This is a genomic window from Neobacillus vireti, assembly GCF_001026695.1.
Classification (GTDB): Bacteria; Bacillota; Bacilli; order Bacillales; family Cytobacillaceae; genus Neobacillus; species Neobacillus vireti.
The window spans coordinates 354,868-367,739 of record NZ_LDNB01000007.1; the positions used below are offsets into that span (position 1 = coordinate 354,868).

At 38.8% G+C, this 12,872-nt stretch carries 15 protein-coding genes and 1 pseudogene; 10 read left to right on the forward strand and 6 right to left on the reverse strand.

What is annotated here, in order from left to right:
• Both AA980_RS08825 and AA980_RS08830 read left to right on the forward strand, forming a co-directional pair.
• Positions 1–1,758 carry a hypothetical protein gene (locus AA980_RS08825; protein WP_024026578.1) on the forward strand — a complete coding sequence of 586 codons (1,758 nt, stop codon included), beginning with the start codon at positions 1–3 and terminating at the stop codon, positions 1,756–1,758.
• The gene (locus AA980_RS08830) at positions 1,742–2,509 is read left to right on the forward strand and encodes a hypothetical protein (RefSeq protein ID WP_024026579.1); all 768 of its coding nucleotides are present in this window, start codon (positions 1,742–1,744) and stop codon (positions 2,507–2,509) included. Before AA980_RS08825 ends, AA980_RS08830 begins: the two co-directional genes overlap by 17 nt.
• 117 nt (positions 2,510–2,626) lie before the next feature.
• On the opposite strand, the gene AA980_RS08835 is transcribed toward AA980_RS08830, so the two are convergent.
• Together AA980_RS08835 and AA980_RS08840 are read right to left on the reverse strand one after the other, a co-directional pair.
• The gene (locus tag AA980_RS08835; protein ID WP_024026580.1) at positions 2,627–3,133 is read right to left on the reverse strand and encodes a GrpB family protein; all 507 of its coding nucleotides are present in this window, start codon (positions 3,131–3,133) and stop codon (positions 2,627–2,629) included.
• Between the two features lie 85 nt (positions 3,134–3,218).
• On the reverse strand, positions 3,219–3,788 hold the full coding sequence (locus tag AA980_RS08840; RefSeq protein ID WP_024026581.1) for a nucleotidyltransferase domain-containing protein: 570 nt from the start codon (positions 3,786–3,788) through the stop codon (positions 3,219–3,221).
• 384 nt (positions 3,789–4,172) lie between these two features.
• Here AA980_RS08840 and AA980_RS08845 point away from each other — a divergent pair, with 384 nt between their 5' ends.
• The 6 genes and pseudogenes from AA980_RS08845 to yunB all read left to right on the forward strand — a co-directional run bounded on the left by AA980_RS08845 (position 4,173) and on the right by yunB (position 8,721).
• Positions 4,173–4,748, forward strand: a complete 576-nt coding sequence (locus AA980_RS08845; protein WP_024026582.1) for a nucleotidyltransferase family protein — start codon at positions 4,173–4,175, stop codon at positions 4,746–4,748.
• Positions 4,749–4,915: 167 nt separating this feature from the next.
• A pseudogene (locus tag AA980_RS26250) lies at positions 4,916–5,257 on the forward strand (DUF72 domain-containing protein); the annotation flags it as partial.
• Positions 5,258–5,310: 53 nt separating this feature from the next.
• Entirely contained in the window at positions 5,311–6,132 is an 822-nt protein-coding gene (locus tag AA980_RS08855; protein WP_024026584.1) for a sulfite exporter TauE/SafE family protein, read from the forward strand.
• A 9-nt stretch (positions 6,133–6,141) separates the two neighbouring features.
• Positions 6,142–7,494: a bifunctional metallophosphatase/5'-nucleotidase gene (locus AA980_RS08860; RefSeq protein ID WP_024026585.1), complete on the forward strand. Its 1,353-nt coding sequence runs from the start codon at positions 6,142–6,144 to the stop codon at positions 7,492–7,494.
• A gap of 65 nt (positions 7,495–7,559) precedes the next feature.
• A complete protein-coding gene (locus tag AA980_RS08865; protein ID WP_024026586.1) occupies positions 7,560–7,862 on the forward strand; it encodes a YunC family protein in 303 nt (100 codons plus the stop codon).
• A gap of 88 nt (positions 7,863–7,950) precedes the next feature.
• Positions 7,951–8,721 (forward strand): sporulation protein YunB, encoded by a 771-nt coding sequence (yunB, locus tag AA980_RS08870; RefSeq protein WP_024026587.1) that lies wholly within the window; start codon positions 7,951–7,953, stop codon positions 8,719–8,721.
• A 25-nt stretch (positions 8,722–8,746) separates the two neighbouring features.
• Here yunB and AA980_RS08875 read toward each other — a convergent pair whose 3' ends face one another.
• Positions 8,747–9,742, reverse strand: coding sequence for a M23 family metallopeptidase (locus tag AA980_RS08875; RefSeq protein WP_024026588.1), 996 nt, complete (start codon positions 9,740–9,742; stop codon positions 8,747–8,749).
• A gap of 173 nt (positions 9,743–9,915) precedes the next feature.
• On the opposite strand from AA980_RS08875, the gene lipA reads away from it, so the two are divergent.
• Entirely contained in the window at positions 9,916–10,833 is a 918-nt protein-coding gene (gene lipA / locus AA980_RS08880) for a lipoyl synthase (protein WP_024026589.1), read from the forward strand.
• A gap of 122 nt (positions 10,834–10,955) precedes the next feature.
• Here lipA and AA980_RS08885 read toward each other — a convergent pair whose 3' ends face one another.
• A complete protein-coding gene (locus AA980_RS08885) occupies positions 10,956–11,597 on the reverse strand; it encodes a YhcN/YlaJ family sporulation lipoprotein (RefSeq protein WP_024026590.1) in 642 nt (213 codons plus the stop codon).
• Positions 11,598–11,714: 117 nt separating this feature from the next.
• On the opposite strand from AA980_RS08885, the gene AA980_RS08890 reads away from it, so the two are divergent.
• Complete coding sequence (locus AA980_RS08890; protein ID WP_024026591.1) at positions 11,715–11,990, forward strand: YutD family protein; 276 nt, start codon at positions 11,715–11,717, stop codon at positions 11,988–11,990.
• A gap of 208 nt (positions 11,991–12,198) precedes the next feature.
• Here the strand turns inward: AA980_RS08890 and AA980_RS08895 are convergent, their stop codons facing one another.
• Positions 12,199–12,483, reverse strand: a complete 285-nt coding sequence (locus AA980_RS08895; RefSeq protein ID WP_024028410.1) for a hypothetical protein — start codon at positions 12,481–12,483, stop codon at positions 12,199–12,201.
• Positions 12,484–12,545: 62 nt separating this feature from the next.
• A complete protein-coding gene (locus tag AA980_RS08900) occupies positions 12,546–12,812 on the reverse strand; it encodes a DUF3055 domain-containing protein (RefSeq protein WP_024028411.1) in 267 nt (88 codons plus the stop codon).
• Positions 12,813–12,872 lie beyond the last annotated feature (60 nt).

The window sequence follows — 12,872 nt, forward strand, 5'->3', positions numbered from 1 at the left end:
ATGATTGAAACAACAGTCTTGGAGAAGGTTTTGGATACAATTAATGAGTACAATGAAAGTCATTTTAATTTAGAGGAATCAATTGAAGAGGCAAAAGAAATTCTTCAATTCGAGATGGTATCGCATGAGCTTAGTTCATGTCATTACGAAAAAATGAAATGGTTCCTTGAGATCCCTTACGAATCAAGGAGAGAGTCTATTGTATTTGAGGACATAAAAAATGCAGTGCAATTTAACAAGAGTATTCGTACAGACCGATTCATTGACATTGTAAAATGTTGGGCATCTACACTTATTGATGAAGGACACAATCCCCAAAGAATTTCATCAATTGTAAACGAAGGATTCCTGACATTCTTAAATATATCAAAAGGGCTTACAGATACGAATTATGACGATCTTGCCGATGAAATTGTGAATATGACCGACAGCATGAGGAGAAACGTGTGCATAACGATGTTGAATTTCTTTGACTATTACAATGAGTTTGATTTTAGCGTAGATGAATACGTCTCTATAATACACTCAGTCAAGCCAAAGTCAGAAAAAAGTATAGTGAGGATCATTCCCCCCTCCAAGGATATTCTTATCTTTTCAAGAATATTGGAGGATTTCTTTTCAAGCAATCTATCAGAGATAGAATACTTGAAATGGTTTCCCGTATGGCTTTGGTGGAACCTGACCAACCTTATCCCTATGAGACCAAGTGAATACTGTAGTATTCAACGGGACTGTCTTTTTGAGAGGAATGGAAAATTCTATATCAAATTGCCAAGGCACAAGATAAAAGCAGTCAACGCAAGACGTATTCAAGTATTAGATGAAATCAGTATTCCTGAGCATTTGTATCAAGAAATAGTGAAGTATAAATGTGCAACTGATCGCTTTGGTAGGACAGATACCCTCATTTCCTACATGTCTATACCTAAAACCTTCAAAGGGCAGTATTGGTTGCCGACTGAGGGTACGCAAGCCAAGAGACTCAATCCATACAGGTTTACGAATAGCATTTTCAGAATGGAATTGAAATCATTCTATAAACATGTGATATTTGAAAAATATAACATTACTTTGAATAAGAATCCGTTGGATTCTAATGGACTTTCGATTTCACAGCAATTGAAACCTGGTGACACCAGACACATTGCTTTCGTAAATCTGAATAGACAGGGATACCATCCTGTAGAAATTGCCCGACTTGGCGGACATATATCATTAGAAGCACAAAATCATTATTTTGGTCACATTCAAAACTATGTGGATCTTGAGATTTTAGAATTGGTTTCAAGCATTGATTTGGATAGTTTCAGCAATAAAATAGATGCCACAGTTGGACAGCAGAGTACAACAATTGGAACCTCTTTCATAGAGAAGTTTGTTTTAAAACCATCAGGAACTAATGTTAAGATAATGCTAAAAGATGGGTACTGTACAGACCCGATGCAGAATTGTATGGTAGAAGACTGTTGGGAATGCGATTCTTGGAGAATATCAAGAGAGGAATTATCGGAGAAGCAGCATATATTGTCTACCAAATTAAATGCAAGCAAATCTGAAATACATGAAGTTGTTGAAAGCCTCAAGACTTTGTATATGAGCATATATGATAGCGTGACCGATGACTACTATTCTTCTGAGAATCCCGAAATGCGGAAAGAATTGATTAAAAGGTCTAAACGTATAGATAACGCAATTAGAAGATACATCAATCTAACAAGTGTTAAAGAAAGGATTGAATTCGTTGGAAACGAGGGGTAGGAAAGCTACGATATATGATGAACAAGAGATAAAAAATATTGTGTTTAGATACATTCAAGAGGAAAAGATTACAGGCTTAATTACTTACTCGGAAATGTATCGTTTTGCCAAAAAACTGTATGAAAACGGAGAAATACCATATCAGTTAAGTGATGAATTTTGGCGAAGATCAAATCGTCAAGGAAGAAAGATAGTAGATGAATCAAACGAATCCTATAAAGTTACTGTACAAGGGAATAAAACGGATCATACAGATATTTTTGTAGACACTGAGGAATGCGTCAATAAGTTCTTTTCTGGAAAAACGGCTGATAAAAAGAGGCTCATACAAGCCTTGAAACTTAACGAAAAGAAGGCGAAGGAATCCAATAAGTATCTTGAAAAAATTGAACAACAGTCAATGGAAATAGAGGCTCAAAAGAACAAGGTCAAGGAACTTCAAAAGTTGGTTGAACAGCAACAAACAATATTATTTTCATGGTTTAATGCGAGTCATAAATCAGACGTTCCTCTTATAAACCTATTGACCACTGGTAAGTCCCGACATCCGATAATTGATTTGTTCTTCGAAACAGCATTTTCCAATAAGGATGAAGGTTACAAGCGGTTTGACGACTACAATAAAAGTATTGTTCATAGCAATCCTTCTCCAAGTCAAAAGGAACAGAGTAACATAGTTACACCATTAAGAAAGAGCCGAATAAAACAAATGTCAGAACAGCTAAACGCAAAGGATGACCTACATAAATAATGATTGTGTGCGGATAGCGTGGTAGTCAAAAAAACTCGCCATTATAGTATTGGCGAGTTTTTCATGTAAGTTTATATGAATTGTTTATTCTAATTTTGCCACCGTTATAAAGATCCATTAAATTTTTTCTAAAATTGATTTAACAAAAGCATTTTTCTCTTCTGCATATTTATGTTTATTATTTTTATTTAACTTTGCTAAATTAAGTTTGAGCTGTTCATATTCAATTCTTGCTTCATCATTTTTTCTCAAGTAATCTCTGAACCTTAGCTGTTCAACTAAATATTTATTTCCACATTGATACATATGGATTTGATGGGTTCTTGGTTCACCCTTACTAAAATAATGTCTGTCGGGTAAAACGTTTGTTCCTTTATATGAATATTCCAACTCCTCTAAAGGTGAGGAAGTGTTCTCACCATCGTTAAAATCTTTTATTTCTATGGCTATATCAATAATTGGTTTTGCACTTAAATGATTTACTGATGTACTTCCTATGTGGTGAATATCCGTTATGTATTGACCTATTTTTTTTTGTATTTTTTCTTTCTCAAATAAAAATGCTTTATTCCATTCCTCTGTCCAAGGAACTAAGAAGACCTCTCCTTTTGGCAAGCCTATCATCCTAATCCTCCTTTTATTTTTATACCGTTTTTTAACCATTGGAATATCATTCCATAATCAAGGAATCTTGTTCCATTAAATTCATTTACTGCAAAAATTGAAGCCACTTATGTTCTGGTTCGTGTTTTTCTAATGCAAATTGAAGCCATTTTCTCTTTTCTTTATCAAGATAATCCTTTATGGCATTAAAGTCTTGATGGTCCTTTTCTCTTGTGTTTTTCGCCTTATATAAAAGAACGATTTCTGGATTTAGATACGGAATTCCTGTTTCAGTGACACTCCAAATGGATTTGATTGGATAGGAAATTCTCAAATCTCTTCTGAATCTCCAATCATTATCTTTCGTCTCATTAAGAAGAATTTCCATTTTGTCTCCGCTTAATAGATTCGAAGCGTGTATTTCATGAATTGGTAAATCTAAAAACTCATGATCCCAAGTATGGAATTTGCCTTTTAAAACCATTTTAAAATCCCATTCTTTAAGGTAATCTTTTAGATAAAACTGGTCTTTTCGGAAAACTGCAATCTCTATATCTTTATGTTCCCTCGTTTCTTCCCCAATAAAAAGGTCGATTGCCCATCCACCAGCAAAAAACCATGTTTTATCAAAACCAGACATTAATGAAGTAATTCTTTGGCATTGTTCAAATGACAAATAAATCCCCCCGTAAGAAAAAGTTATCTTATACCTATTCTTTTTCTATATATGTATTCTCTTTTCCTTCTTTTGCAAAATTGCTCAGTACCTTGAATAAAAATTACTGGATAACTGACATTTAGGAAAAAGTGGATTATACTCTTATGTATTAGAGTCTAAGTAGTTTGAATTTGATGGAAAGATTTCAAGGAGATTTTTAATCATAATGTTTCAGCTACGACCAAAGAAATAGTTAAACAATATTTACATATTGGTAGATTAACTGAAAAAGTATATGTCGGCTCGATGAAATCCCTAAAAGGAAACCCTGAAATTATTTGGGGACTTTTAGAGGATTGGGAAATACCGATTAGCTCTGTTGTGGAAAGTGAGTGAAATTTAATGATTATTAAAAATAAGGAAGACATAGTAAATGTAATAAGAGATGATGTATGGATGATGGATTTATTAAGAGCGGTAAAATCTTTAAATCTCCCTGACTGGTGGGTATGTGCAGGATTTGTTCGTTCGAAAATTTGGGATGTATTGCACGATTTCAGTACAAGAACTCCTATTCCTGACATTGATGTAATTTACTTCGAGCTTACAAATATTGATGAATCAGTTGAAAAGAAGATTGAAGAAAAGTTAATATCACTTGTTCCACAAATTCCTTGGTCTGTAAAAAATCAGGCGAGAATGCACATTAAAAATAATATGCCTCCCTTTTCATCTTCCGTTGACGGCATATCAAAGTTTCCTGAAACCGTAACAGCATTAGGAGTTAAATTAGATGAAAAGGAGAACGTAATATTAACCGCTCCATGGGGGATAACCGATGTTGTCAATTTAGAGGTAAGACCGACACCATATTATTTGAATTCAGAAGGACTAATCAAAATTTATGAAAACAGAGTTTTAAAGAAGAATTGGAATTCCATTTGGACTAATATAAAAATTCATCATATAAACCATTGAATGAAAAGTAATGAACTATCTGTGTTGGAATATTATTCATTAAAACACATAAATATTTAAGTTTTTTTTGTTTTTAAATTTATTTCACCCAAACTTTTTGGGGTAAATATCATCCAACCATTGATATACATATTTTCATTGAATTTTACACAATTATTTAGAAAATCCTTTGCGATGAACCGCAATCCGGAGAGGGTTCGATTCCAACGATCCTGAAGACTACTGATCCCGATAAAGTCCTGGTAAGGTTTCACGGTCGTAATGTTCATGGCTGGCAAAAGCGGAATGCTGAGAACTGGCGCGAGGTTCGTTATCTTTATCGCTATAACCAGCAAGAGCTAAAAGAATGGACAGATTCCATCCAAACATTAGCTAAAGAGTCCGCAAATGTGTATCTCCTCTTTAATAACAATTCAGGCGGGGACGCGGCAGACAATGCCAAGGAAATGATGAATCTTTTACATATAGAATATGACGATCTTGCCCCAAGGCAGCTAGGGTTATTTTGAAAATTCCTTCAACCTCAAGGCAGATTAAAACAGACACTAGAAGGTGAAAACAAATGGAATGGATTGTATTAGTTTTAGTAGGCCTAGTCGCAAGCTCGCTAGGTTCGTTGATTGGCATGGGGGGAGGAATCATAGTTGTTCCCGCCTTGCTGTACTTGGCCACATTATCAACATTCAGTCATCTTACCCCGCAGGTAGTCGTAGGGACCTCACTGTTTACGATGATATTTACAGGGCTATCCTCAACATTAGCCTATATGAAGCATAAGACGGTTGATTATAAAAGCGGCTTTATCTTTCTGATTGGAAGCGGACCCGGGAGTATTCTTGGCGCGTGGGCAACGGAAAAATTAGATTTGCATTCCTTTAATATTTATTTCGGTCTTTTTATACTTTTTGTCTCGCTTGTATTGGTCGTAAAGGATAAATTAAAACCGATTCCCTATCGAAAGGACAAGGGAGTGGTTCGCAGCTTTACCGATAATGGCGGCAAAACCTTCGAATACGGTTTTAGTCCAATCATCGCCATTCTAATTTCCTTTGTTGTTGGATTTTTATCAGGAATCTTTGGGATTGGCGGCGGTTCGCTAATGGTGCCAACGATGATTTTGTTATTCTTTTTTCCACCACATGTGGCAACCGCAACCTCCATGTTCATGATATTACCTACTTCCATTCTAAGCTCCATTACCCATGTTGCCCTAGGTAATGTCAATTGGCTATATGCACTAGCCCTTATACCTGGAGCATGGATTGGTGCAAAGGTGGGAGTGTTTCTAAATACGAAGCTAAAGAGCAAAACGATAGTCTTGATTATCAGAACCATTCTTGTAATTGTTGCGATTCGTTTAATATATCAAGGGATAGTAGGATAAGGGAGAACAATGGAAACCATTCATATTTATCATACAAACGATGTTCACAGTCACTTAGAAAATTGGCCGCGAATAGCGCAGTTTCTGCAAAGGAAAAAAGAGCAGCACGGCCAAACAGAAGAGGAAGTCTTTCTGTTCGATATTGGTGATTTTATTGACCGCTGGCACCCGTATACTGAGGCAACCAAAGGAAAAGGAAACATTCCCCTCTTAAATGAGTGTCAATATACGGCCGTCACGATCGGCAACAATGAGGGGGTAAATCTTCCCTATGAAGATTTGAATAACCTTTATGACGACGCGCAATTTGATGTTTTAGCAGCAAACTTTTATAAAAAAAATGAAATTTACCCTGATTGGGTAAAACCCTATCAAATTTATCATACAAACAAGGGAACAAGGGTGGGGGTGATTGGACTAACCGTCCAATTTTCTCACCTTTATAAATTGCTTGGCTGGGAATTGACGGAGCCAATCTCAGAGCTGAAAAAATGGCTGCAACCATTGAAGGAAGAGGCAGACTTCATTATCTTGCTGTCCCATCTAGGAATCCACGATGATGAACGAATCGCGGCAGATTTCCCGGAAATCGACGTCATCTTAGGCGCCCATACCCATCATATTCTAGAACAGGGAAAGCAGGTGGGCAGCACGCTCCTTGGGGCAGCAGGGAAGTATGGATATTTTGTCGGGCATGTTACCGTCACCATTGATGAGACCAAATCCATAATAAACAAAAACGCGCTTCTTTATGACACAAAAGAGCTTCCCGCCGTTCAAAATGAACTGGAACAGGTTGATGCCTTTTTAGAGAAAGGGAAGCAGCTGCTAAATCAGAAAGTTACAACGCTGACCAAACCAATGCCAAATAATCTTTTTCAGGAAACAGAGCTCTCCCTTTTTCTGTGCAAGGCATTACGGGAATGGTGCAATGCTGATTGTGCAATGATAAATGCTGGATTGCTTTTAGGTCCGTTAGCTGGCGATGTGACTGAATATGACCTGCTTACAATTTGCCCCCATCCGATCAATCCATGCGTTATTGAACTAACGGGAAAAGAGTTACAGGAGGTTTACTTTCAAACAATGGATGAAAGTCTACACCATAAGCATATCAAGGGCCTTGGATTTAGAGGAACGCTCTTGGGGATATTCGTTTATGACCGCCTAAGCCTCCATGGAAACACGATATTTGTGGATGGCAAAGAATTAAACGGTGAAAAAACATACACGTTAGCACTACCGGATATGTTTACTTTTGGTCATTTTTTCAAAGAAGTGCTTCCAAGCAAGCAGAAAAAATATTTTCTCCCGGAATTTTTGCGTGACTTATTAAAATGGAAGTTAGAGATGGACACCTAGCCCATCACGAATTTTCCTCCGCTGTCATAGAGTGATAGTGAAGAAGGAAAGGAGTGTTGGGCCATTTGATTGATCTTTCACCAGTTGAAATTAACGGTCATACGTTTTTGGCTGTTTCTGTGTTACTTCCAAAAACTACCTTGCTCGCGGTGACAAGCGACAGGGGATATATTATGTGCGGTGCCCTCGATGTGGGCTTATTAAATGAAAAACTAAAGGACCGCAAAATTATTGCCGGCCGAGCAGTCGGTGTAAGAACGATTGATCAGCTATTAAATGCCCCGTTAGAGTCGGTGACCTTGGAGGCAGAGGAATTAGGGATTCACCAAGGAATGCTTGGCAAGGATGCCCTATTGAAGATGATGTAAAAGCTTGCATTGTTGGCAGGCTTTTTTTATCGCCCTTAGGCTAGTTCTCCTCTTACACGCATACATATAGCAAGAAGGGGTGATTTCTTTGGCAAAGTTTCGCCGACGGCTCAGGAAGCGGGGACCGCTGCCTTTCCGCTATGTCCTGCTGTTATCTTTTGTCTTTTTCCTTTTCTCAACCGCTACTGGTTTGTGGCTCGTCAATAAAGGCATCGAGCCAGCGCTCATGGGATACGCTGAATCACAAACCCGAAAAATAGCTTCAATGGTTATAAATAAAGCAATCAGTAAAAAGGCGGTTGACTTTGGTGATGTGAAAAATGTAATAGAACTAACTCCAGGACCTAATGGAAGTGCACCAAGTGCTAATTTAAAAACAGAGGTCGTCAATCAGAAGTTATCTGAAATTACGAGTCAGATACAGAAGAACTTAACAGCAGTTGAAAAAGGGGATCTTTCCTCGTTAGAGTATGTAACAGACGTGGAAATTGAAACAAACGCTACCAAAAACTCAGATGGGATTGTTTGGTATGTCCCAATTGGTCGAGCAACCAATATTACCTTGTTCGGTACTTTAGGTCCTAAGATTCCAGTGAAATTTAATGCAATTGGCGATGTGCGTCCAGATGTAAAAATAGATCCTAAACCAATCGGGATTAATAATACATGGATTGATGTTTCTATTCATTTAGAAGTGTCTATTCAAATCATTACGCCTTTTGCTACAAAAATAACCAAACTGGATCAAAGCATTTTTGTTGGTGGAATGTTAGTACAGGGCCAAGTTCCACAATATTATAATGGAGGAAACGGCTCTCCGCCTTCTCTTCCACTTCCAAAAGATAAGTCAGAAAATTAACAAGGACTATCCATCAAGGACAGTCCTATTTCTTCTTACCAGTATTTGCCCGCTCCAGCCGCTTCCATTTTGCTAAATGCGGGTAAGGGTCAAACGACCATTCGGTAATCCCATTGTCTTTATACATTCCGTAATGTAAATGGGGTGGGAATTTTCCGGAGGTTCCCGGCGGACCATAGCCAGAACTTCCGACACCGCCAATGACCATCCCCGGCTCCACAATTTGCCCGACCTTCAAATCCTTGGCAAACCCGCTGAGATGGGCGAAATAATGATAAGTGTTATTAATATCACGGATGCCGATTCTCCAGCCGCCGAACTTGTTCCAGCCCTTCATTTCGATAATCCCATAGTTGGTAGCACGGACAGGAACCCCGTAATCGGCAAAAATATCGGTTCCTTCATGGATCCTTCTTCCGCCCCAGCCCCGCGCATCGCCCCAGGTACTACGGTAGCTGTGATTGCTTCGAATTGGAACAGGAAACACTTGCTGATCCAAATTAAGACGACCAAAATGGCGATAAACGCTAGCCTTTCCAGTAATTATTCGGACGGTATTATCGCGGTGATAGTAATTCCATAACCCTATTTTAAGATTTTCAGCATCGACGCCGTATGAAAGAAGATAATGAGCGATTGCATATAAGACATCTTCATCACTCTTTAAGCTTGCTTTTCCATCCCCATCTCCATCCACACCCAATCCATTAAAAAATTGAAGGATTGCCGGGTTTTCTGCAGAAGGGTTCGGATTGGTCAAGCCGGCCCATTGTTCCGGTCGGAAGTAAATGGCGATAGTGCTTTCAGGTTTTGGCAAGTCGCGACGGACAAGGCGGATGCTTCTTTCATATTGATCAATAGCTGCTAAATAATACCAAGGAATCTGTGTTACGGTTTCAACCTTCTTGTAAAGCTTCATTCTCTCCTGGTATGGATCAGGTTCTTTTGCGTGAGCATCCCTGACAGCCACTGTAGAAGTGAAGAATAAAAGGAAAGTTCCAATTATCAGAAAAGCCCGCACAGGCAACCTCCTTCCGATTAATGTACATGATTAGTTTATGATTTCTTCGCTATTTCATTAAGGTTAATAATTGGTAATCGAAACTCAAAAGGTGGTCTGCTTGTCGTTCTATATGCAGTATGTTAAAGTGATTCTGAAGAACTCATTTATTTATACATACTAGGGGTGTAACAATGAGCAAGAATGAAGAAATTTTACGAAAGCCTGAATGGTTAAAAATAAAACTGAACACTAATGAATCTTATACCGGCTTGAAAAAAATGATGCGCGAAAAGAATCTTCATACCGTTTGTGAGGAAGCACGCTGTCCGAATATTCATGAATGCTGGGCGGAAAGAAGAACAGCAACCTTTATGATTCTTGGGGATATATGTACTCGAGCCTGCCGCTTTTGTGCGGTAAAAACAGGGCTGCCAACAGAATTAGACTTACAAGAGCCGGAAAGAGTCGCTGACTCCGTCCAATTAATGAACCTTAAGCATGTAGTGATAACCGCCGTAGCGCGTGATGATTTAAAGGACGGCGGGGCAGCTGTTTTTGCGGAAACGGTTCGGGCAATCCGCCGCAAAAATCCATTTACCAGCATTGAAGTTCTTCCTTCTGATATGGGCGGGAAGGAAGAAAATTTACAGCTCTTGATGGATGCTAAGCCCGATATCCTAAATCATAATATCGAGACAGTTAGACGCTTGACGCCAAGAGTAAGGGCGCGTGCTAAATACGATCGGTCTCTCGAGTTTCTCCGCCGGGCAAAAGAAATGCAGCCAAGCATCCCAACAAAATCTAGTTTAATGATTGGGCTTGGAGAAACAGTAGAGGAAATTATCGAAGTGATGGACGATCTGCGCGCAAATGATGTCAATATTATGACTATTGGTCAATACCTGCAGCCGACAAAGAGTCATCTAAAGGTTGTAAAGTATTACAGTCCTGATGAATTTAAGGAATTACAGCGAATTGCGATGAGTAAAGGTTTTAGTCATTGTGAGGCAGGTCCGTTAGTTCGTTCATCTTACCATGCTGATGAACAAGTAAATGCCGCTGCCAAACATAAGCAATTATTAGGTGAACAAGACGCAAAGGAAGCATAAGCTAAGAACAGCAAGAGATTCCATGCAATCAAATTGTAAAAAGAGTTCAGCCGGATAAAGGACTGAACTCTTTTGAATATAAGGCTGTAATTTTTAGACAGCATGCCCATGCCCAAGGTCTATTATCGATGTGGTCTGCTCTTACTATAATCATCCGGAGTCAGACCATTTTGGTCTTCACTTGGACTCATTCGTTGTCCCTGTGGTGATTTTTTCATTTGTGCCACAAGGCCGGTGACCAAATTACGTGAATTTCGGCTTGTTGAATCTAAATTGGCGAGATTTTCCACATCGCGCATTAACACCTTATTGTCTGTAACATATACATGATAAAACCGCGGTACAACCGACATTGCTGTCTTTTTTACTTGGTCAGCTGTCAAATTGCGGTCTTTTGAATCGGTATCATAGGCAATTAAAACCTCTTGATCCGTAACAAGGGTTGCGACATCATTGACATTTGGAATAGTGGTACTGTACTTGCTGATAATATTGGCGACCTGTTCACGATCGAGCGCTGCATAGTGATTATTGGTTTTATTATCATTCATCAGCGGACTCTTTTGATGACGGACAAAGCCATAATTGTTACTGACATTCCGGACTCCACGGCTTGCGCCTTCATTGTAGAGTTCATGCCTTTTATTATTAACGTTAATGGTATTGCCGCTTTCCTCATACACATCACGATTGGACATATCCTTAGAGCATCCAGTTAAAGCTGTCATCGTACATAATCCCATTATGATGACTAATTTTTTCAACTTAAACACCTCCTTTTATTAGAATAGCCAAAGGAAGGATTTTTTTTCTTAGTAAAAGATGGGGAATCGGTTATAATGGATATTAAGAATTCGCTGGCAAAATGAGGTGGAAAAAGCATGATTATTATTAATAACACCATGTATGAATTAGTGCAGGAATATCGAAATGGGTTTAATGAGGAAGCACTAAAGGCTAGGTTTAGTGATATTTTATCGAGATATGATTATATCGTTGGAGATTGGGGCTATGGTCAGCTCCGGTTAAAGGGCTTTTTTGATGACCAAAACCAAAAGGCAACATTCGATTCAAAAATTAGCACCCTAAATGAGTATTTTTATGAATACTGCAATTTCGGCTGTGCTAACTTTGTTTTGAAAAAAGTAAAGAAATAAAACGAAGGGAATCGGACCCTTCGTTTTTTATTTGGCTGTGTAAAAAGGGAATGTTGATTTCCGTTCCAGGCGCGAGCGGTTCGCGGGGCGGGCGGTGAGCCTCCTCGGCGAATCAAGCGCCTGCGGGGTCTCACCTGTTCCTCTGCTCCCGCAGGAGTCTCGCGCCTTCCACTCCAATCAACATTGTGCTTTTACACAGCCATTAATTTTAATTGTCATAAGGTACTTGTTCATCTCTATCCGGGTCATCATGTGTGGGATGTGCCCCGTCCATCTGGCGCGGTAAATTTTGGTGCAGTGATTTGAATTCATAATTGTAAGCACTATATCGGCGCTGCCCTTCCTTCCAGGGAGTGCTTTTAATTTGAACAGTATCGTTAACTCTAAAAGTTGAACCATAAGGGCCTTCCGGAAACTCTTGCGCCGTTAAGAAATTTTGCTGCTTCTCAACATTAGATAATTCAGTATATTTACTCGAATTCTCTTCCTCCATGTTTTTCACACTCCTTATAAGTGGTAGTATGTCGTTAAGGGGTGAAAAACATAAGCAGATCATTAAACGATTTCTGTTAAGAAAGACCGCAGTTCCGCTCCATCTGCTTCATTCAACTGAAAAGCAAATTCTAAATATCCCTCTTCTTCCAAGTCATCCGGACCAATAATCGCAAACCGGCTTCCTTGCATATCAAGAACAAGCAGCTTTCCATAGTGGCGATTACTTTGAACAATCGCTAAATCGAAGCGTTGGTTTTCACCGACAAAGCTGACAAATCTTGTTTTTGTATCTTCTGTATCATCGTATAAGAAAAAGCGTTCACTCATCAAAAAGATCTCCTTTGTTAAATTGACATCTTCTCTATAGTAACAAATTATTCGGCGTGG